Here is a 20,333-nt window from a genome sequence, read left to right as displayed (position 1 = left end):
CTCCGGTGATAGACAGCAGGCGGTATCAGGGTATCCAGCCGATACCGCCTGGCGGATTTAAGCGCGTTTGACCTTAACCAGCCCTTTGCCCGCAATACCCTTGCCCTGCGTTTTAACTTCAACATCGCACTCTTTTGGTAATGTCAGGGTAATCAACCCGGCAATAATCAAGGAGCCTGCTAACATGCAAACCGCCGCACTCTGGCCATAGAAGAAGATCATCACGCCGACCAGATAGGGGCCGCAAAATCCGCCGAGATTACCTAAGCCATTGATGACACCCCGTGCGCCACCGGCCACTTCTGGCACGGCAATGCGCCCTGGGATAGACCAGAATGGGCTGGTTGCGGCTTTGAGGAAGAAACCACACACCACCAGCGCCAGATAGGAGATCAACACGTTATGGCGGAAAATCACCGAGGTCACCAGACCGGCGGCGAAGCAGAACAGTGAAATCATAATCAGCAGGCGGCGTTTACCGGTTCTATCCGACAGGGTGGAGATGGCATAAATCCCAGCGGTAGTGGCAATAAACGGCAGAATAGCCAGAATACCGACCGAGGCCATATTACCGCCGGTCAGATTTTTCAAAATGGTTGGCAGCCACAGGGTGTAACCATAATCCCCGGTTTGATAAAAGAAGTTCAGCGCCACCAGTTTCATCAGCCCTTTATTCAGGAACACGGCTTTTAATGGGGCATTGGTCACCGGCGCATCAAGCATCCGCTCTGCGCGTTCCCGTGACAGCTCAGTGACCAGATAGTCGCGCTCTTTTGCGGATAGCCATTTCGCCTCTTCAGGGCGGTCACTGATAACAAACCACCACATCACCAGCACGATGGCGGACAGGGAACCTTCAAGGAAGAACAGCCAGCGCCAGTCGAGTGCATTGATAATAAAGCCGGACAGTGGCGCGGTGAACATACCACCGATGGGGGCGAACATCATGACGAAAGCATTGGCGCGGCCAATTTCACGTTCCGGGAACCAGTTACTCACCATGGTCAGGACCACCGGTAGCATACCGCCCTCAGAGACCCCCAGCACAAAGCGCAGGAATAACAGTTGATAATGGTTGGTGACAAAACCGGTCAGAATCGAGACGACGGCCCAGACCGCCAGAGAATAGGCAATGAATTTTCTGCCGCTGCCATGTACCGCAATACGGCCACCCGGCACTTGTAAAAATAGATAACCAATAAAGAAAATACCGCCCGCTAAGCCAGCCATTTGACTGGTAATCGCCAGATCACTCTCCATACCGCCAGGTAGCGCAAAACTAATATTGACCCGGTCCATAAAAGAAATAATACAAGCAATCATTATTGGCACAATAACGCGGAACCAACGGGCATTAGGGATCTTACTGTCCATATAAACACGCCTCATGATAATAGCTAAGCATTACCCTGCATCGCGCATAAAGACGCAGGGAATACCGAAAGCAAATAAGGAATATTTGCAGTTGTTAATTAAACTTCACAAAATGTTTTTATTATTACTATGACTTTATTTTTTAATAAACAATTGCGGTCGGTGCCTGCTCACCCGAAAAATTGGCATGAATATTTGAGAATACAATATCGCTCATTTGAATACGCGTCTCTTTTGTTGCGCTGGCGATATGGGGCAGTAACACGACATTATCCATCTCAATTAATGCCTGTGGCACATTCGGCTCATCGGAAAATACATCCAGACCCGCACCGCCAATATCTTGCTGTTGCAGTGCATAAATTAAATCATCCTGATTAACCATGCTGCCACGGGCAATATTGATCAGCATCCCATGATTTGGCATCGCCGCAAAAATAGCTTTATCCACCAGACCGGCACTCTCTTTCCCACCCGAGATAGCCACCACCAGAATATCGCTCTGTTGCGCCAGAGTGATTAAATCTGGCACATATTGATATGGCAGACTCTCAATCTGTACCCTATCGGTATAGGTAATTTGCATATCAAAACCAGCGGCACGGCGGGCAATGGCCTGACCAATACGCCCCATACCAAATATCCCTAGGCGTTTACCGGTCACTTTGGACGCTAATGGCAAACTGCTGTGTGGCCACTGACCCGATCGCAGGAATTTATCGGCCTGACATAAGCGGCGCGAGGTGGCAATAATCAGTCCCAGTGCGGTGTCAGCCACATCATCTGTCAGCACACCCGGTGTGGTGGTCACAATGATTTTGCGCTCACGGGTATAATCCAGATCCACGGCATCAGTTCCGACACCGAAGATTGAGATAATCTCCACTTCAGGTAATAACGCCAGAACTTCGTTGGTCACGCCAATATCACCACGGGTCACGATACCTTTAATGTTAATACCCTGCTCAGCCAGAAACTCCGCGTGATCCGCCATCTGGAAGAGTTTGTGAACAGTGAAGTTTTGTTCCAATTTCTCCGTCAGATAGTCCATTACTGGAGCGATGATTAATACGGCTTGTTTGGCGCTGGATTGCGTGCTGTTTTTCATTACGAGTACCTGACCATGTCAATAAATCAAAGAAACCAGAATGGCGAGAGGTCATCATCGGATGATGCAGCCATTCAGCGAATGTCGTTATGAGACCTGTTTTCAATGTTTTATTTTGTGATGTGGGTCACTGTAAATCATGTTAAGAAAACATGTTACCGGTAACGTGACCTATCTATCATAGTTCGAGCTGAATTGTTTCAGCTAATCAAGTGAGCGTTAATCATTTATGTAAGGCATTTACTAAAATGTTATCAGCTGCGGTAATTTGTTATGGCGGGAATCAGGTAACAGCAAGGGAGATAATGAGAAGTGAATGGCTGCAATTGCAGCAAACAGTAGCAGAAAATGTGGGGTGACCACCCGTGTAGAAATGGCTGTAACCTAAATAGTGCCACCAAGTGAAATCCGATAATGGAGGTCAACCTGTTCAATTGTCGGGATATTTTTAATTTTTTTAATCAAAATTTCAGCGGCAACTTTACCCATTTCAAAACGTGGCGTGGTGACACTGGCCAGCACTGGCGTGGTTGCCTGACCAATATCCAACCCATGAAAACCGGAAATTGCCATTTCAGCGGGTATCGCCATGCCCAATTTTAAGCACTCTTGTAACACTCCCACCGCCATATCATCATTAGTACAGAAAATAGCATCGGCCTGTGGATACATTTGTCGTGCCAATGCCAACATCCCGGCCCCAATAGAGACCGAAGAGACTTTATTGGGCGTAATATGTAATGGCGTGAAACCAGCGTCACTCATTGCCTGGCTATAACCTTGATAACGCTTGCGATCACGCATATCAGACATGGAACCAAAATAGACAATATTCTGTTTTCCACTGGCTAGCAGTGTTGCGGTCATATCGTAGGCGGCCTGATAATTATTGAACCCGACGGTGATGCGATTAAATTGCGGCTCCAGATCCATCACTTGGGCAATTGGAATTTCTGAAGCATTCAGATATTTATCAGCGCGTAAAGTATGTTCGGAGTCCGTGAGTATCAAACCGGAAATCTGGCAGGAGAGTAGATTAACTATCTGCTCCTCTTCACGCTCTTTACTGTAGTTATAGTTAACCACCAGCGTCTGGTAACCACTGGCGGCAGTCACTGACTCAATACCCGCTAATAAATCGGAGAAAATCTGGTTATTAAAGGAGGGCACCAAAATTCCTATACGCGGACTTTTTTGATTAAGACCCGTTTCCCCTTCAGAATCAGCACTGTAGTTGACTTCAGCCATCACCTGAGCAATGCGCTTACCGGTTTCTGGTGCCACTTTTTCCGGCGTGCGCAAATAGCGACTGACTGTCATTTTAGTCACGCCGGCAAGTAACGCGATATCCTGTAACGTAACACGCTGGTTTTTCATGGCAAATACCTGGAACAAGAGGGCGGGATGGGTAAAGTGATTATGCACTGTTAACTGGTGCAATGAAAAGCATGTTACGGGCTAAATATACCATAACAATCCTACTGATCATTATTAAGTTATTTTATTATCAATAAGTTAATCTGCAAGCTGTTAATGAAATGGGCAAAGCCTCGGCTAACGGCGCTCTTTTTCTATCCTCAAGGCGATATTGCTCACGTAAGCGGTAACAACTTGTCGTAACATGATTTAAAGTGATCTGCATCACAGTTTGGTAAGGCGGAAAACGTTCTGATAGAGACATGTTTTCAGACGGTCAGTTTAATGGGAATACCGCCAATCGGATTTCCATCAGTTTAAAGCAATTTTAGGAAATAATAACGATTTTATTATTCGTGATTTTATTGCCGAAATTTAAGTTATTACTGTATTCATTCAACAGTAATCAACCATGATATTTATTTTACATGTCGCTTGATTAGCGCCATTAGGAATTAAAAATGAAGAATCTATTTTCGTTAGAAAAACGCAAAGTATTGATTACAGGTTCAGCACAAGGCATCGGATTTTTATTAGCAAAAGGGTTGGCCGAATTTGGTGCGGAAATCATTATTAATGATATCACCGCCGAGCGGGCAGAAAAAGCCGTTGCTGAATTACGCGCTAGCGGATTTGTTGCTCATGCGGCGGCCTTTAATGTGACTAATCATGATGCGGTTAATGAGACCATCGAACAAATAGAGAGCAGCATTGGCGCTATTGATATTTTAATTAATAATGCCGGCATTCAACGCCGTCATGCTTTTACTGAATTCCCAGAAAAAGATTGGGACGATGTTATTGCCGTAAACCAGAAATCAGTATTTTTGGTTTCACAAGCGGTCTCCCGTTATATGGTTAAGCGCCAACGCGGAAAAATTATCAATATTTGCTCCATGCAAAGTGAATTAGGTCGCGACACTATCACGCCTTATGCTGCCTCTAAAGGCGCGGTCAAAATGCTGACTCGCGGTATGTGTGTCGAGCTGGCCCGTTACAACATTCAGGTCAATGGTATCGCCCCTGGTTATTTCAAAACCGAGATGACAAAAGCGCTAGTCGACGATCAAGCCTTTACCGATTGGTTGTGTAAACGTACGCCAGCGGCCCGCTGGGGGAACCCGGAAGAGCTGATTGGTGCTGCGGTGTATCTGTCATCCAAAGCCTCTGATTTCGTTAATGGTCATCTACTGTTTGTTGATGGCGGCATGTTGGTCGCAGTCTGATAGGCACAGAGGAAAGATATGTCTGGTAAATGCATTATTGTCATGGGTGTCTCCGGCACAGGTAAATCCTGTGTGGGTCAGGCGCTGGCGCTGGCCCTTAACGCCAAATTTATTGATGGTGATGACCTGCATCCCCGCGCCAATATTCAGAAAATGGCATCAGGTCAGCCACTGAATGATCAAGATCGCGCCCCCTGGCTTGAGCGGCTAAGTGACGTGGCCTATAGTTTGCAACAAAAGAATGAAGTGGGTTTTTTGGTCTGTTCGGCCCTGAAAAAACAGTATCGTGACCGCCTGCGCGAGGGGAACCACGGCATCCGTTTTTTGTGGCTGACCGGTGATTACGATTTAGTGCTGCACAGAATGCAGCAACGCGCCGGGCATTTTATGCCAGAGAGCCTGTTAAAGAGCCAGTTCACGACATTGGAAGCCCCTGGGGCCAGCGAACCGGACATCATTCCCATTGATATCTCGCCTGACATTGCCGGTGTTGTTGAACACTGCATTGCCGCGCTAGAGCAAGAAACAACATCAGCAGAAAATAATATCAACCATTGTGCTTAAGTGCCCGGCATGATGGACACGCAGGAATATAGGAATAGTTATGATACTTGATGAACTGAAAAACGCGGTGAATAACCCTCTTTACCCGGATGCTATCCGCCGCACACTGGCCACCATCAGCAAGATGGATTTAGCCAATCTTCCCGCTGGGGAACAAGATATTGAAGGCCGCGAGATTTACCTAAATCACATTATTGCCGCGTCCAAACCATTGTATGAGCAAGCCCCTGAATTACATCGTTATTATATTGATATTCATATTCTGTTGGAAGGGAGCGAGGTAATTGGTGCTTCACCATCAGCTCAAGGCCAGCGCCCGACGATGGATTTTGATACCGAGCGAGATTATGGTTTGTTTGAAGGAATTACCACCGAAACCTTGTTAACACTGGCTCCTGGCGATATCGCCCTGCTGTTCCCTGGTGAGTTACATCGCCCAATGGGAACGTTGGGAGAGGTAGCACCGCTGCGTAAGATTGTGGTTAAAGTAGCAAATCATCTTTTGTGATTCGGTGTTATTTCGGTTGATAGATACCGGATCAGGTTTCGGGACATATCAACCGAACTAGATCACTAATCAATATCAACCCCAGGCTCCAAAGGACTCCTCCCTTGCTGCTCCCGCCGGGCCGCCAACCACAATCCACTGTTCTTCATGACATAGCCAAATACCACCCCGACTAACAGCGAGACAATGACGAGTTTCCAATCACCATTACCGGCGAAAGTGGCGCAAGCACCGATAAAGGTGCCGGGAACAAATGCTAGCCACTGCTGGCAAGCTTGGATGCACATCAAAAACGCTACAATGCCAGTCAGAACATAGCCAAGGATGGCCCATTCAGGCTGCAAGGCGCTGCCCTGAATAATCATCATTGCCCAGAATACCCCGCTCATGCAGGTTAACAGGGTAATCAGCAAACCTTTCAATCCGCCTTGTGGGCAGGCAAAATAGGCGGTACAGCCGAGGAAACCCGCCCAGCTGATTAGGCCCAGGCTGACCGCAACCCACCCCCAGAGACCAGAGAGAATGCCGGTGGTAATGGCAATCATCAGAATAATGTTCATCAGCATTGACCTGCGCAACAAAGGTTAAAAGAGAAAGTGTATTGCGTGAAAGTTGCGCAGTTTACCTGAATCCAAAGTGTTTTTTGAGATTTAAATCTCAAAAATACTGAATGAACAACATTCAATACATTTTTTTTGTGACATGATTCACACTAACTGAGAGAAATATATTGCATCACGCGCACTAGTAGGCCGGTTCAACACTTTTTCCAACTCGCTATCAGATAGTGATTTGGTATATTCTAATTGTCCAATGACGCTATTCACAACACTATTAATGAGGGTTTCTAACTCTTCCATTGACGGTAAAAACAGACTTTCGGCTTGGTGCTCATAATATTTTACTATCAGAGGATAAAATATTTCAGGCTCTACGCTGTAGCTAGCATGTTTATTTATATGAGCAGTCAAATCAGAAGAAATATGTTCATTGCCACTGACAGAATCCAGCAACTTGATTTTTTCATTTGTTTCTCCCAATTTAGACATACTGTCTTTTAGCTCATTTATTATTAGGTTTCCAAGATCTATAAATTTTGAATATGAAGAAACCGCTCTCTCACACGTTAAATCAACCTTTCCAATGATTTCATTAACAACATGATTTTTAACGAACTTAACCAGTTCCAGTCTCATTTCAGGTCGTTCTTTTGATATGCCACCGACAAAGTCACACTGTGATCTTTCAATAAGATAACTACATGAATCTTCATCCTTTTGTGCTTTTAAAAGAAAAAAATCAAGGTGTTCTTTGCTTTTATTCACCATTTTATCTATTTCTATTGGAACGGAAAGTTTATCACTGACAGTTTTGTCTTTTTCTTCCTTATTTAAACGACTAATTAGATTATTAATTACAACGCCTTCATTCTCACTAAATACTTCCGGCTTTGCCTTTAAAAAAGACTTATCGTTAGGATCATGATTAATTAATTCTTTGGCAGCATGAAAACCTCGAGAAACATAACTCACTACACCCATAAATATCACCTTAATAACATTTCCACCATGAGCCCCCATTAATGAGGCTACCTATAAGCCTCTATTTTATGTAAATTCAGCATGTCATCGCATCCACTATTAACCCCACCCCAACCTTAAACAGCCTTAATTTCGCGGAAAATCTGCGCGGGCAATAAAGACGGACAAGAATAAACACACCGGCGCAGCCACAATAAATAAGGTATTGGTGGCCACCAACAAACTACTGCGGTCAATTATCACCCCCAGTAACACCGGAACCCAGTTGGCGGTGTAGGCAATGACATAAAACAGCGACAACAAACGCGCATGACTGGCTTGCGGTGAAATCAAATTCACCAGTGCGGCACTGCCAACAAAGATAGAGCCGAACGCATAGCCCGTCACCACCATGCCCATCCCCGCCAAAAGCAATGAATGGAAGTGAACCGCAGCCGCAAAAGCTATCACAGCAACCCCTTGAGCCAGACAGCCGGAGTACAGTGAGAAACGGCTATCCAAATTGCGGCTGACTAATTGGCAGATACCGGCAATCACCAGATATAACGCGATGACATAGCCAAATAACCCTTTGCTTTGGACTGATAACAACTGCTCTGCAATGGCCGGCCCGATCGCCAGAATACTGGCAGCAACGGCCCAAGAGACAAACAGTGCCGCCGCACAAAGGAAGAATTTACTGCCGCTCAGCCGTAGGCCAATGAGCAAGCGGCTATCTTGCGAGCGCGGCCCACTAGTAGAGTGTGGGATAACCACCGCAACGTGCTTGGGCCAGAAAAATGCCACTCCCAGCGCGGCCGTCATAGCCATCACAATAATTAAAACAAACGGCACCACTGTCGGGTGGAAATTGGCTTGCAGTGACAAACTGCTAAATACCGGCCCCAACGCCAGTCCGACGGTAAAAGATAAGGTGGCAATCAATGCCGCGCGTTTACCGCCATCAGGCGGGCAAAAACGAATCAAGGCCAGATTTGCTGCGCCAGTCAGCGCCCCGGTTCCAATCCCCGCTAATAATCGCGCCATAAACATTAGGCTGAAAGAACCAGCAACGGCGAATAACCATGCGCCCCCCAGCACCGCGCCCAGCGCGGGCAGAATCATCAGCCGCAGGTCTGTCACTTTCCCGGCCAGATTCCCTACCGCAAACAGTGAAATCAACACCCCCGCAGCATAAGCGCCATAGATCATAGTCAAACTGACCGAGGTTAAGGCCAGTTGTTGCTGATACAGCGGATAAAGCGGTGTTGGCGCGCTGCTGTTAAGTAGTGCCGCGGTCAATGCCAGTGCAATGAAAAATAGCACCGAAAAATAGGTAGTCGCCGTGTGGCTAGCGGGTGCGGTGCGGGTTAATGCCTCAGTCATCATTGGCTCCTGAAACTGCGCGATAAGTACAAGATATTGTCAGTACGACAAATTGAAAACAGGGCATTATACGGAGGGCATCGGCAAGTCAGTATCTGCAAGAATGCATCAGAGTGATGCATTTATTTCTCAGCCGAATCGCCGTTAGCTATAATCCTCCCCTATCCCACCCAACAACTCAGAGACGCTATCAATGAATTGGGATGATGCCAGATTCTTCCTTGCCATCGCGCGTAAGGGCAGCTTGCGCCAGGCAGCCCATGAGCTACAGGTGGATCAGGCCACTGTCGGCCGTCGAATCACCACCTTGGAACAGGTTCTGGGCGCGAAGCTGTTTATCCGCACACCAAAAGCCTTTACCCTCAGCCCGCTAGGAGAACAGGTGCTGGCTGAAGTTATGGTGATGGAAAATGCCGCGCAAAGTATTGGCCGCAAAGCCTCCAACAGTGATAGCCGCTCACAGGGTATTGTGAGCATCGCCACTACCGACACCTTGGCTGAAGCCTTTGTGCTGCCCGCCCTCAAGCAGCTACACCAGCATTATCCCGAGATTACTCTGCGGGTGCTGACGGGCATTGATATCTCTGATATTGCTTATCACAGTGTCGATCTGGCCATTCGCGGTATCCGCCCTGATGATAATGAGCTGGTTATCAAGCGGTTGGCAACTATCGAGATGGGCCTGTATGCCAGCCGTGATTATTTGGCCCGCTGCGGCGAGCCACAACGGGGTGAACATTTTCGTGGTCACGAACTGCTGCTATTTCCGCGGCAATCTGTGCCGCGCCACTGGCAAGATTTGTGCGGTGAAACCTTGGAAAATCCCCATGTGGTGCTGGAGAGTAATTCTCAGCAATTGTTGCGGGCTGCAGCACGTAAAGGGGTGGGTATTGGCTTGCTGTCGTGCTTTTTGGCTAATAATGACGACGAGCTGGTGCGCATCTGGCCAGAGCAACAAGATTGGGTGGATATCTGGTTGGTGGTTCACCCGGATGTACAGCGGGCGGCCAGAGTGCGGGCGGTCATCAGTGCGCTTGAGATAAGCTTTAGCGGTGCCCGTCACCCATAAAACAAAACCCCCGGCCAGTTTTGCTGAACGGGGGTTGGACTTGCCGATTTAACAATAAATTACATCAGCGGTTGAGCCAACTGTACCAGCGAAATCAATGGCTGCGGGTAGATACCCAGGAACAGCACCAAAATCGCGGAAATCAGCACCACCACACCACCGGCAGTCAATGCCCAGTTGTTTGGTGTATCACGCACCAATTTTTCCGGCGCGCTGAGGTACAAACTCACCGTCACGCGCAGATAGTAGTACAGACCAATGGCACTGCCCAAAACCACGGCACCGGTCAACCACCACAGGTTGGCGCTGACACCCATTGCCACCACGAAGAATTTGCCGATAAAGCCCAGTGTCATGGGGATACCCGCCAGTGACAGCATCATCACCGTCATCACCGCAGAGAGAATGGGCTTATGCCAGAACAACCCGCGATAAGAGAACAGGGACTCCGCATCCGGGCCTTTGTACGGGCTGGACATCAGGCTGACGACACCAAAGGCACCCAGGCTGCTGAACAGGTAACCGGCCAGATAGACGCCGACGGTTTCCAGTGCCAGCTGATGGGTCTGCACCGCCACCAGCGCAATCAGCAAGTAGCCAAGGTGCGCGATAGAGGAGTAGCCCAGCAGGCGCTTGATGTTGGTCTGGCTGATCGCCATCAGGTTACCGAACAGAATCGACGCCACGGCAATCAGTGAGAGCACTAAACGCACCGCTTCACTGTCGGCGGCTGGCGCGTATAGGAACAGGCGCATCACCACCGCAAAGATGGCAATCTTGCTGGCGGTGGCCAGGAAGGTGGATACCGGAGCAGGTGCACCCTGATAAACATCTGGCGTCCAGAGTTGGAACGGCACCAACGACAGCTTAAAGCCAAGACCAACAATCATCATCCCGAGGCCTGCCAGGATCAGCGGCTGGTGGATAGTGGAGTCACTCAGGCTCTTGCCCAAACCGGCGAAAGACAAGCTACCAGACTCAGCATACAGCAGCGCCATACCAAACAGCAGGAATGACGACGCCGCCGCCGACAGCAGCATGTATTTGATACTGGCTTCCAGTGAGCGCTTCTGGCGATAGGCATAACCAATCAGCCCGAACAGCGGCAGCGAGATAAGCTCAATACCGAGGAATAGCGACGCCAAATGGTTAGCGCTCGCCAGCAGAATGCCCCCCATGGTGGCAATCAGCACCAGCAGGTAGAACTCTTCGCGGTTATCCGGATAGCCATTTAGCCACGGATAAGCAAAGGTGCTGGTCGCCAGACTGGCAACAATCACCAGCCCGGTATAGAACATCGCATAGCCGTCAACCCGCATCAGCGGCGTGACATCCATTGGCCCGACCTGCCCAACGAAATAGAGGGAGAGCAGCGCCAGGTTTAGCCCGATAACCGTCAGGGTGGCGTTGATAAAGTGATCGCGTCGCCACGCAATGGAGAGCATCACAACCACCACCGTCAATCCGACGATCAACAGCGGTAGCATTGCGATCAGTTGTTGAGGAGTTATTGTCATGGCGAATTACGGCCTTGTAGTTGTAAGAGATGGAACTGGAATAGATGAGGCATTGAACCACTGTTGCACATTACTCATCGCAGCATGAGAGGTGTCGAGAATCGGCTGCGGGTAAACCCCGAGCAACACCAGCAACACCACTAACAGCAGGATGATAGACAGCTCCCTTGCACTCATGCCCGGTAACGGCTCTTCTGATTTTGGCGCGCCGTAATAGGCACGTTGCATCATGACAAGCGCGTAAACCGAAGCAAAAACCAGCCCAAAAGTAGAGATAATGGTAATCACTGGAACAACCTGGAAGCTGCCGAACAGGATCATAAATTCGCCGACGAAGTTACCAGTACCCGGCATCCCCAGGGTGGCCACTGCGAAGAACAGCGACAGCGCAGGCAAGTATTTGATTCGCCCCCACAGGCCGCCCATCTGGCGCATATCACGGGTATGCAGGCGCTCGTACAACTGGCCGCAGATGATGAACATACCGGCGGCTGACAAGCCGTGAGCAATCATCTGAATAACCGCCCCCTGATAGGCCAGTTGGCTGCCGGTGTAGATGGCAATCAACACGAAGCCCATGTGTGACACGCTGGTGTAAGCAATCAGGCGCTTGATGTCGGTCTGGCAGAAGGCCATCCATGCACCGTAGAAAATGCCGACAACACCTAGCCACATGGCAATCGGCGCGAACTCAGCGGATGCATTCGGGAACAGTGGCAGGCTGAAACGCAGCAAACCATAGGCCGCCGTTTTCAGCAAAATCCCGGCTAAGTCAACAGAACCCGCTGTTGGCGCCTGACTGTGTGCATCGGGCAACCAGCCGTGCAGTGGCACCACCGGCATTTTTACCGCGAAGGCGATAAAGAAGCCCAGCATCAGCAACCATTCCACATTGTGGGACATCGGCGTTTTCAGCAGATTTTCGTAGTTGAATGTCCAGATACCGGTGGCGTTATAGTGCACAAACACCAACCCCAAAATGGCAATCAACATAATCAAGCCGCTGGCCTGGGTATAGATGAAGAACTTGGTTGCCGCCGCGATGCGGGTTTTACCGTCTGATGCTTTGTGACCCCACAAGGCAATCAGGAAGTACATCGGCACCAACATCATTTCCCAGAAGAAGAAGAACAGGAACATGTCGATGGCGAGGAACACGCCGATGACCCCACCCAGGATCCACAACAGATTCAGGTAGAAGAAGCCCTGATTGCGCTGAATTTCACGCCACGAACAGAGGATAGCCAAGGCACCGAGCAGCCCCGTCAGCACCACCATCAGCAGTGATAGGCCATCCAGTGCCAGATGGAACTCAATGCCGAACCGTGGGATCCACGGCAAGGTGAATTCTGACTGCCACTGCGGGATACCCGCCGGATTAACCAGTGAATAGTTGCCCTGCCCCCACAATAGCAGGGAGAGTACCAATGTCAGCCCCATCGCGAACAGCGCTATCCAACGCGGAACTTTAGTCCCGAAGCGCTCACACTGCCAAGACAGCAGACCGCCGATAAAGGGGAGAAGAATTAGCCAAGGTAATAGCATGGCGTTTTGTGTCCCTAATTAAACGAAAAGCAACAGAGCCAGTACGACGACTGCACCCAAACCCATAGACGCGACATACCAACGCACCTGTCCATTTTCACTGACGGTCAGACCGCGATTACTCCAGCGCGAAAGTATCGCCGGGGTATTCATCAGTGAGTTCAGCGGATCACGCTGCAGCAGTTTTGCAATCCACAGATACGGGCGAACAAATACATTATGGTAGAGCCAGTCGAAGCCCCACGCGTGGAACCACCAGAGCGTAAAGAAGCGGCCCGGCGCACTTTGCGCGATGCTATTGACCCACTGACGTTTGCCCAGATACAGGAACGCGGCCAACGCAATACCAATCACCACCAGCACGCCGGAGAAGATTTCCAGCGGCATTTTGCCCTCTTCACCAAAGTGAAGCTCTGGCAACACGCCCGCCAGTGGCGGTGTTATCAGCGCGCCAACAAAGGTCGACAGCACCAGCAACACTATCAGCGGCAGATTGTGGGTGATCCCTTTGACCGGATGCGCTTTAGTTTTTGGCTCGCCATGGAACACAATGAAAATCATCCGGAAGGTGTAGAGTGCGGTGAGGAGTGCCCCAACCAGCCCGGCAACCATCAGATTGATATGGCCACTGGCCAATGCGCCCCACAGAATTTCGTCTTTACTGTAGAAGCCGGCAGTGACGATTGGCAATGCTGCCAGCGCCGCCCCGCCCACCAGGAAGCAGATATAGACCAATGGAATGGTTTTACGCAGACCGCCCATTTTGAAGATATTTTGCTCGTGGTGACAGGCCAGAATCACTGAACCGGAAGAGAGGAACAGTAGTGCTTTAAAGAAAGCATGGGTCATCAGATGGAAGATAGCTGCATCCCACGCCTGAACGCCCAGCGCCAGGAACATGTAGCCAATTTGGCTCATGGTGGAGTAGGCCAGCACCCGCTTGATATCGGTTTGCACCAGTGCCGCGAAACCCGCCAGCACTAAGGTGACCGCTCCGATAATCCCCACCAGATGCAGCACTTCCGGTGCCATCAGGAACAGACCGTGAGTGCGGGCAATCAGATATACACCCGCAGTAACCATGGTGGCCGCATGGATAAGCGCGGAAACCGGTGTCGGGCCAGCCATTGCATCTGCCAGCCAGGTTTGTAACGGCAATTGCGCCGATTTACCGACCGCACCACCGAGTAGCATCAGTGTCGCCCAGGTAATGGCGGTTCCGCCCATCTCCAGTTTCTGCGGTGCCAGGATCATCAGCTCACGGATGTTCAGTGTGCCCAGCTCTTGGTACAGAATGAACAGCGCGATAGCCAGGAACACGTCACCCACGCGGGTCACGATAAAGGCTTTCATCGCCGCCGCGCCGTTAGCCGGGTTGGTGTAGTAGAAACCAATCAGCAGGTAACTGCACAGCCCCACGCCTTCCCAGCCCAGATACATCAGCATCAGGTTGTCCGCCAGCACCAGAACCACCATGCTCGCGATAAACAGGTTGGTGTAGGCGAAGAAGCGGGAGTAGCCCTCCTCCCCACGCATATACCAAGAGGCATACATGTGGATCAGGAAGCCCACGCCAGTCACCACCGACAACATAGTGAGCGACAAACCATCCAGCGTTAGGGTCAACGGAATATTGAAGGTGCCGACCGACATCCAGTTCCACAGTGTTTGGTTAAACACCTGTACCCCAGTGGCCTTTTGACTGAGGAAGTCCACCGCCACATAGAGTGTCACCAGCGCCGTCAGACCAATCGAACCCACCCCGACAGTAGCAGAGGTATTTTCAGACCAGCGCCCACGGGAGAATGCCAACAGCAAGAAGCCCAGCAGTGGCAGCAGAATTGTTAAAAATAGTAGGTTCATCCGCGCATCTCACTGACTGTATCGATATTCAGAGTATGACGGCGACGATACAGCTGTAGCAGCAGTGCCAGACCAATACTGGCCTCCGCTGCCGCCAGCGTGATCGCCAGGATATACATCACCTGACCGTCAGCCTGCCCCCAATAACTGCCCGCCACCACGAAAGCGAGCGCCGCTGCATTGATCATCACTTCAAGGCTTATCAGCATAAACAGCAGATTGCGACGGATCAGCAACCCCGTTAGCCCTAGCACAAACAGAATGGCCGCCAGAATCAGGCCATGTTGTAGAGGGATCATGCTTGTTCCTCCGTTTTTCTTTTCGCTGATTCGCTCGCGCCCAGCACTTCGCCCGGCTTATGCTCACGCCCGATATGGAAGGCAACCACCAGACCGGCCAACAGCAGCATTGACGCCAGTTCAACCGCCAACACATAAGGGCCAAATAGGCTGATACCCACCGCTTTGGCATCGACCATTTCGCCGCTAATACCAGAATCTGTAACCGAGCTAATGGCATAGATCAGTACCGACAGCAGCACCAGCGCCAGTAAGCCGGGGCCTATCCATAGGGTCGGTTTCAGCCAGTCGCGCTCTTGTTGCTCGACGTTGCCCAGGTTCAGCATCATCACCACAAACACGAACAGCACCATAATGGCCCCCGCGTAAACGATGATCTCCAGCGCACCAGCAAAGTAAGCCCCCAGCGAAAAGAACACCGCAGAGATAGCCAGTAACGAAATAATCAGGTACAGCAGCGCATGTACCGGGTTGGTATGAGTGATAACGCGAATAGTCGCCACCACTGCCACCAATGCTGCAATATAAAATGCAAATTCCATGGAAGCTGGCTCCTAAGGCATCAGACCTTTAACGTCGATCGGTTTGGCTTCATTTTCGGCTTCGCCTTTCGGCTTACCGTCAACCGCCATACCGGACATCCGGTAGAAGTTATATTCCGGATATTTACCCGGACCCGAGATCAACAAGTCTTCTTTCTCATACACCAGATCCTGGCGCTTAAACTCACCCATTTCGAAATCCGGCGTCAGCTGGATAGCGGTTGTCGGGCAAGCCTCTTCACACAAACCACAGAAAATGCAGCGGGAGAAGTTGATGCGGAAGAACTCCGGATACCAGCGGCCATCTTTATGCTCTGCTTTTTGCAGCGAGATACAGCCCACCGGGCAGGCAACCGCGCATAGGTTACAAGCAACACAGCGCTCTTCACCATCAGGGTCGCGCGTCAGCACGATGCGGCCACGATAGCGCGGCGGCAAGTAAACCGGCTCTTCCGGATACATTTGGGTTTCGCGCTTGTGGAAGGCATGAAGGCCAATCATCCACAGGCTGCGCACTTGGGTGCCGAAACCAACCACTAACTCTTTCAACGTCATGGTTCATTCACCCCTTATTGAGCGTTGTACAAAATGACCGCGGCAGTCGCCAGCAGATTCAGCAGGGTCAACGGCAGGCAAACTTTCCAGCCGAATGACATCACCTGGTCATAACGTGGGCGCGGCAAGGAGGCACGGATCAGAATGAACATCACCATGAAGAAAGCCGTTTTCAGCGCAAACCAGATAAATGGCGGCAAGAACGGGCCTTGCCACCCCCCGAAGAACAAGGTGACTATCAGCGCGGAGACAGTCACGATACCAATGTATTCACCGACGAAGAACAGACCGAATTTCATGCCGGAATATTCAATGTGGTAACCATCGGCCAACTCTTGTTCCGCTTCTGGCTGGTCAAAGGGATGACGGTGACAGACGGCAACACCTGCAATGGCAAAGGTCAGGAAACCAAAGAATTGCGGGATAACATTCCAGACGTGCTCCTGAGAGTTAACAATATCCTGCATGTTAAACGAGCCAGCCTGTGCCACGACCCCCATCAAGGATAAGCCGAGGAACACTTCGTAGCTCAGGGTCTGCGCCGAAGCACGCATCGCCCCTAACAGAGAGTATTTGTTATTACTGGACCAACCGGCGAACAGCACGGCGTAAACCGCCAGTCCTGCCATCATCAGGAAGAATAAAATGCCGATATTGAGATCCGCAACCGCCCAGGTCGGGCTGACCGGCACGATGGCGAAAGAGAGTAGCAGCGAAGTAAAAGCAATCACCGGAGCCAAAGTAAAGATAGCGCGGTCGGAGAACTTCGGCACCCAGTCCTCTTTGAAGAACATCTTGATCATGTCAGCGACCAGCTGCAATGACCCGCCCCAACCCACACGGTTTGGCCCGTAACGGTTCTGGAACAGGCCCAGCAGACGGCGTTCACCGAAGCTCATAAATGCGCCACAGGTCACTACCACCAACAGAATCACCACCGCTTTCAGGACAGAGATTAAAATCTCAATCAATTCAGGGGTAAACCAGCTCATAGTCCTGCCTCCCGCAGATTCTCAACGCGCGCACCCACCAGAATCGGTGGGATCCCCGGTAAGCCAAGCGGCAAGCCGACCTGACCTTGAGCCAAGGTTTCACTCAAGCGCACGGGCAAACGCAAGGTTTGGCCCGCACAGCTGAACTCCACCAGCGTACCGAGGTTAACCCCTAACTGCGCCGCATCGGCTGGGTTGACCATCACATAAGGCTCTGGCATCCGTTGTTGGATCACATCCGAGCGTTGGGACATCTCTTCGCTACCAAACAGATGGTAGTAAGGGGCAATCTGCCAGCTTTCGGCATGGGCGGCAAAGGCCGGCGGGACTGAATCGAAGTAGCCGAGTGTTCCCTCTCCTGCTTCAATCAGACGCACACCCGGATCACCAAAGCGCAGGTTGCCGCCCACTTCCGCCTGGAATTTGTTCCATGCTTGCGGTGAGTTCCAGCCCGGCGCCCAGGCAAATGGGATCTGCTGACGATCCGCCAGCGGGCTGTTGTTCCCCTCCATCGAGAAGGCAAACGGCGTGTCGATATCCTGCGGCTGACGCGGTTCGTGCACACTGATATCTGCGCGCATCGCGGTACGGCCACTGTAACGGATAGGTGAACGTGCCAGTTTCTGCCCACGAATGCGGAAAGTCGCATCCGGTGCGGCTGCAACCATCCCTTCCAGCTGTGGCAATGCCGCCACACAAGCTTGAATCACGTGATCCAGCTGGGTCCAGTCCACATGACGGCTGGTATAGGTTGAGTGCAGCGAGTGCAGCCAACGCCAGCTCTCCAGCATGATGCTGTGGCTTTCTGGTTTTTTCGGGTCGTCGTAATAGGTGGGATCATAAACCTGGAAGAAGCGCTGAGCGCGGCCCTCCTGATTGACCAGTGTACCGTCGCTTTCAGCGAAGCTGGCGGCAGACAGAATCAAGTTCGCTTTGTCCATGATGGCGGTGCGCTGATGATCAACCACAATCAGGTTGGCAACTTTATCCAATGCCACATCAACTTTGTCTTTCGCTGCATGGCGATAGAGGTCATTTTCCATCACGATGGCGGTATCGGCTTCACCGCTGGACAACTGCGCCAGTGCTTGATCCAGTGAACCGCCACCCATCATGGCCAGACCCATGCTGTTAGCGGCACTGGCAACAAAGGTGATGCCGACATCAGCGCCACGGCCTTTCAGGGCTTTCGCCACGTTGGCTGCCGCTTCAATGATGGCATCACTACCTGCACTACTGCCGGTAATGATTAGCGGTTTTCTCGCACCGGCCAGCGCCTGCACGATAATATCCACTTTGCCTTTCAGCTCTTTCGCCAAATCATCAACCGCAGGCGCAGAGTCATCCAGCGCGTGGGCGATGGCGAAGCCTAAGCGGGCTTGATCGTCTACTGGCGCACGATAGTTCCATGCTGCGATATCATCCATGCGGGTATTATCCACGTTGGTGATAAACAGCGGATGTTTCGCGTGCTGACCAATGTTCATGATGGCGGCAATTTGCCAGTCAGCCACTTTCTGGGCAGCGGCCATTTCGCGGGCTTTGCCTTTCACCGCCTGGCGAACTGAGAGCGCAATACGCGCGCCAGTCTGGGTCAAGTCTTCACCCAGGATCAGCACTGCATCGTAGCTTTCAATTTCGCGCAGTGACGGCGTATAAACTCCGCCTTCTTGCAGGACTTTCAGCATCAGTTGCAGGCGTCGTTGTTCGCTGGCGGCGATACCGGTATAGAAGTTTTCCACGCCGACCAATTCGCGCAACGCAAAGTTGCTTTCTAAACTGGCGCGTGGTGAACCGATACCGATGGTTTTTTTCGCCTGACGCAGAATATCCGCCGCCCCTTGCATCGCCTGTTCGCCGTTGAGGTGGATCCAGTCATTGCCACGCAGTTGCTGCGGCTGACGTGGGCGGTCTTTGCGATTGACGTAGCCGTAACCAAAGCGGCCACGGTCACACATAAAGTAGTGGTTCACGCTGCCGTTATAGCGGTTTTCAATACGGCGCAATTCACCATAGCGCTCGCCCGGGCTGGTGTTACACCCCACACTGCACTGCTGACAGATACTTGGCGCGAACTGCATATCCCATTTACGGTTATAACGCTCGGAGTGGGTTTTATCGGTGAATACGCCGGTCGGGCACACTTCTACCAGGTTACCGGAGAACTCGCTTTCCAGCGTGCCGCTCTCAGTACGACCAAAGTAGACGTTATCATGCGCACCGTAGACACCTAAATCGGTGCCATCAGCATAATCTTTGTAGTAGCGCACACAGCGATAACAGGCGATACAGCGGTTCATTTCATGAGAGATGAACGGGCCGAGATCCTGATTCTGATGAGTACGTTTACTGAAGCGATAGCGGCGGAAACTGTGTCCGGTCATCACTGTCATATCTTGCAGGTGACAGTTACCCCCCTCTTCACAGACCGGGCAATCGTGCGGATGGTTTGTCATCAACCATTCAACCACACTCTCGCGGAACGCTTTGGCTTCGCCGTCATCAATGGAAATAAAGGTTCCATCAGTGGCCGGGGTCATACAGGACATCACCAAACGCCCACGGGTATCATCGGCGTTTTGGTATTGCTTTACCGCACATTGGCGGCAAGCGCCGACGCTTCCCAGCGCCGGATGCCAGCAAAAGTAAGGAATATCGAGTCCCAGGGAGAGACAAGCTTGTAACAGGTTGTCGGCCCCGTTTACGTCGTATTCTTTGCCGTCTACATGTATCGTAGCCATATGCATGCTTCCAAGTGACTTGTGCGTGAACACGTTTAATGTCTGTACGACGACCTTAAAACGGTTCGTTTACAAGCGTTAATCAAAAATTCTGGCTCTTGCTGAAAA

Annotated in this window: 18 protein-coding genes; 4 read left to right on the top strand and 14 right to left on the bottom strand. The window is 51.0% G+C overall.

Features of this window, described 5'->3' with window-relative positions; all coding sequences use genetic code 11:
* Positions 1-57: 57 nt before the first annotated feature.
* The 3 genes from AACW11_RS16510 to AACW11_RS16500 form a co-directional block, all read right to left on the bottom strand.
* Positions 58-1,374, bottom strand: a complete 1,317-nt coding sequence (locus AACW11_RS16510) for an MFS transporter (RefSeq protein WP_212584812.1) — start codon at positions 1,372-1,374, stop codon at positions 58-60.
* A 142-nt stretch (positions 1,375-1,516) separates the two neighbouring features.
* Positions 1,517-2,482, bottom strand: a complete 966-nt coding sequence (locus tag AACW11_RS16505) for a 2-hydroxyacid dehydrogenase (protein WP_212584811.1) — start codon at positions 2,480-2,482, stop codon at positions 1,517-1,519.
* A 384-nt stretch (positions 2,483-2,866) separates the two neighbouring features.
* Positions 2,867-3,859 carry a substrate-binding domain-containing protein gene (locus tag AACW11_RS16500; RefSeq protein ID WP_212584810.1) on the bottom strand — a complete coding sequence of 331 codons (993 nt, stop codon included), beginning with the start codon at positions 3,857-3,859 and terminating at the stop codon, positions 2,867-2,869.
* A gap of 500 nt (positions 3,860-4,359) precedes the next feature.
* Here AACW11_RS16500 and idnO point away from each other — a divergent pair, with 500 nt between their 5' ends.
* Genes idnO through AACW11_RS16485 form a run of 3 tightly spaced genes read left to right on the top strand, consistent with a single transcriptional unit; the run spans position 4,360 to position 6,196 of the window.
* The gene (gene idnO, locus AACW11_RS16495; RefSeq protein WP_212584809.1) at positions 4,360-5,124 is read left to right on the top strand and encodes a gluconate 5-dehydrogenase; all 765 of its coding nucleotides are present in this window, start codon (positions 4,360-4,362) and stop codon (positions 5,122-5,124) included.
* An 18-nt stretch (positions 5,125-5,142) separates the two neighbouring features.
* The gene (locus AACW11_RS16490) at positions 5,143-5,688 is read left to right on the top strand and encodes a gluconokinase (RefSeq protein WP_212584808.1); all 546 of its coding nucleotides are present in this window, start codon (positions 5,143-5,145) and stop codon (positions 5,686-5,688) included.
* Positions 5,689-5,728: 40 nt separating this feature from the next.
* On the top strand, positions 5,729-6,196 hold the full coding sequence (locus AACW11_RS16485; protein WP_049559704.1) for a YhcH/YjgK/YiaL family protein: 468 nt from the start codon (positions 5,729-5,731) through the stop codon (positions 6,194-6,196).
* Between the two features lie 65 nt (positions 6,197-6,261).
* On the opposite strand, the gene AACW11_RS16480 is transcribed toward AACW11_RS16485, so the two are convergent.
* The 3 genes from AACW11_RS16480 to AACW11_RS16470 form a co-directional block, all read right to left on the bottom strand.
* Positions 6,262-6,756, bottom strand: coding sequence for a DUF1097 domain-containing protein (locus AACW11_RS16480; protein WP_145538880.1), 495 nt, complete (start codon positions 6,754-6,756; stop codon positions 6,262-6,264).
* Positions 6,757-6,903: 147 nt separating this feature from the next.
* The gene (locus tag AACW11_RS16475; protein ID WP_212584807.1) at positions 6,904-7,737 is read right to left on the bottom strand and encodes a hypothetical protein; all 834 of its coding nucleotides are present in this window, start codon (positions 7,735-7,737) and stop codon (positions 6,904-6,906) included.
* A gap of 126 nt (positions 7,738-7,863) precedes the next feature.
* Complete coding sequence (locus AACW11_RS16470; RefSeq protein WP_212584806.1) at positions 7,864-9,105, bottom strand: MFS transporter; 1,242 nt, start codon at positions 9,103-9,105, stop codon at positions 7,864-7,866.
* 190 nt (positions 9,106-9,295) lie between these two features.
* Between AACW11_RS16470 and AACW11_RS16465 the strand changes: the two genes are divergently transcribed.
* On the top strand, positions 9,296-10,171 hold the full coding sequence (locus AACW11_RS16465; RefSeq protein WP_212584805.1) for a LysR family transcriptional regulator: 876 nt from the start codon (positions 9,296-9,298) through the stop codon (positions 10,169-10,171).
* Positions 10,172-10,230: 59 nt separating this feature from the next.
* Here the strand turns inward: AACW11_RS16465 and nuoN are convergent, their stop codons facing one another.
* From nuoN to nuoG, 8 genes are read right to left on the bottom strand one after another with little or no spacing between them, the layout of a single operon-like run.
* Positions 10,231-11,688, bottom strand: coding sequence for an NADH-quinone oxidoreductase subunit NuoN (nuoN, locus tag AACW11_RS16460; protein WP_032898288.1), 1,458 nt, complete (start codon positions 11,686-11,688; stop codon positions 10,231-10,233).
* A gap of 6 nt (positions 11,689-11,694) precedes the next feature.
* Entirely contained in the window at positions 11,695-13,233 is a 1,539-nt protein-coding gene (gene nuoM / locus AACW11_RS16455; protein ID WP_212584804.1) for an NADH-quinone oxidoreductase subunit M, read from the bottom strand.
* 18 nt (positions 13,234-13,251) lie between these two features.
* On the bottom strand, positions 13,252-15,096 hold the full coding sequence (gene nuoL / locus AACW11_RS16450) for an NADH-quinone oxidoreductase subunit L (protein ID WP_212584803.1): 1,845 nt from the start codon (positions 15,094-15,096) through the stop codon (positions 13,252-13,254).
* The gene (nuoK, locus tag AACW11_RS16445; protein ID WP_032815102.1) at positions 15,093-15,395 is read right to left on the bottom strand and encodes an NADH-quinone oxidoreductase subunit NuoK; all 303 of its coding nucleotides are present in this window, start codon (positions 15,393-15,395) and stop codon (positions 15,093-15,095) included. The genes nuoL and nuoK overlap by 4 nt, the downstream gene beginning before the upstream one ends.
* Positions 15,392-15,937 carry an NADH-quinone oxidoreductase subunit J gene (gene nuoJ / locus AACW11_RS16440; protein ID WP_005276386.1) on the bottom strand — a complete coding sequence of 182 codons (546 nt, stop codon included), beginning with the start codon at positions 15,935-15,937 and terminating at the stop codon, positions 15,392-15,394. The genes nuoK and nuoJ overlap by 4 nt, the downstream gene beginning before the upstream one ends.
* A gap of 12 nt (positions 15,938-15,949) precedes the next feature.
* The gene (gene nuoI / locus AACW11_RS16435) at positions 15,950-16,492 is read right to left on the bottom strand and encodes an NADH-quinone oxidoreductase subunit NuoI (protein ID WP_004391656.1); all 543 of its coding nucleotides are present in this window, start codon (positions 16,490-16,492) and stop codon (positions 15,950-15,952) included.
* A 14-nt stretch (positions 16,493-16,506) separates the two neighbouring features.
* Entirely contained in the window at positions 16,507-17,484 is a 978-nt protein-coding gene (nuoH, locus tag AACW11_RS16430; RefSeq protein ID WP_032815101.1) for an NADH-quinone oxidoreductase subunit NuoH, read from the bottom strand.
* Positions 17,481-20,225, bottom strand: coding sequence for an NADH-quinone oxidoreductase subunit NuoG (nuoG, locus tag AACW11_RS16425; RefSeq protein ID WP_212584802.1), 2,745 nt, complete (start codon positions 20,223-20,225; stop codon positions 17,481-17,483). Before nuoG ends, nuoH begins: the two co-directional genes overlap by 4 nt.
* Positions 20,226-20,333 lie beyond the last annotated feature (108 nt).

This window comes from Yersinia sp. Marseille-Q3913, assembly GCF_963892745.1.
Taxonomy (GTDB): domain Bacteria; phylum Pseudomonadota; class Gammaproteobacteria; order Enterobacterales; family Enterobacteriaceae; genus Yersinia; species Yersinia bercovieri.
Note: the sequence above shows the minus strand (reverse complement) of the source record. Positions and strands in the feature narration are given on the sequence as shown.

What these genes read in the sequence shown, in the direction of transcription:
- nuoN (WP_032898288.1), bottom strand. Translation starts at nt 11,688, where the DNA reads ATGACAATAACTCCTCAACAACTGATCGCAATGCTACCGCTGTTGATC.
- AACW11_RS16510 (WP_212584812.1), bottom strand. Translation starts at nt 1,374, where the DNA reads ATGGACAGTAAGATCCCTAATGCCCGTTGGTTCCGCGTTATTGTGCCA.
- AACW11_RS16470 (WP_212584806.1), bottom strand. Translation starts at nt 9,105, where the DNA reads ATGATGACTGAGGCATTAACCCGCACCGCACCCGCTAGCCACACGGCG.
- AACW11_RS16490 (WP_212584808.1), top strand. Translation starts at nt 5,143, where the DNA reads ATGTCTGGTAAATGCATTATTGTCATGGGTGTCTCCGGCACAGGTAAA.
- AACW11_RS16485 (WP_049559704.1), top strand. Translation starts at nt 5,729, where the DNA reads ATGATACTTGATGAACTGAAAAACGCGGTGAATAACCCTCTTTACCCG.
- nuoH (WP_032815101.1), bottom strand. Translation starts at nt 17,484, where the DNA reads ATGAGCTGGTTTACCCCTGAATTGATTGAGATTTTAATCTCTGTCCTG.
- nuoL (WP_212584803.1), bottom strand. Translation starts at nt 15,096, where the DNA reads ATGAACCTACTATTTTTAACAATTCTGCTGCCACTGCTGGGCTTCTTG.
- idnO (WP_212584809.1), top strand. Translation starts at nt 4,360, where the DNA reads ATGAAGAATCTATTTTCGTTAGAAAAACGCAAAGTATTGATTACAGGT.
- AACW11_RS16465 (WP_212584805.1), top strand. Translation starts at nt 9,296, where the DNA reads ATGAATTGGGATGATGCCAGATTCTTCCTTGCCATCGCGCGTAAGGGC.
- AACW11_RS16480 (WP_145538880.1), bottom strand. Translation starts at nt 6,756, where the DNA reads ATGAACATTATTCTGATGATTGCCATTACCACCGGCATTCTCTCTGGT.
- nuoM (WP_212584804.1), bottom strand. Translation starts at nt 13,233, where the DNA reads ATGCTATTACCTTGGCTAATTCTTCTCCCCTTTATCGGCGGTCTGCTG.
- nuoG (WP_212584802.1), bottom strand. Translation starts at nt 20,225, where the DNA reads ATGGCTACGATACATGTAGACGGCAAAGAATACGACGTAAACGGGGCC.
- nuoK (WP_032815102.1), bottom strand. Translation starts at nt 15,395, where the DNA reads ATGATCCCTCTACAACATGGCCTGATTCTGGCGGCCATTCTGTTTGTG.
- AACW11_RS16475 (WP_212584807.1), bottom strand. Translation starts at nt 7,737, where the DNA reads ATGGGTGTAGTGAGTTATGTTTCTCGAGGTTTTCATGCTGCCAAAGAA.
- AACW11_RS16500 (WP_212584810.1), bottom strand. Translation starts at nt 3,859, where the DNA reads ATGAAAAACCAGCGTGTTACGTTACAGGATATCGCGTTACTTGCCGGC.
- nuoI (WP_004391656.1), bottom strand. Translation starts at nt 16,492, where the DNA reads ATGACGTTGAAAGAGTTAGTGGTTGGTTTCGGCACCCAAGTGCGCAGC.
- nuoJ (WP_005276386.1), bottom strand. Translation starts at nt 15,937, where the DNA reads ATGGAATTTGCATTTTATATTGCAGCATTGGTGGCAGTGGTGGCGACT.
- AACW11_RS16505 (WP_212584811.1), bottom strand. Translation starts at nt 2,482, where the DNA reads ATGAAAAACAGCACGCAATCCAGCGCCAAACAAGCCGTATTAATCATC.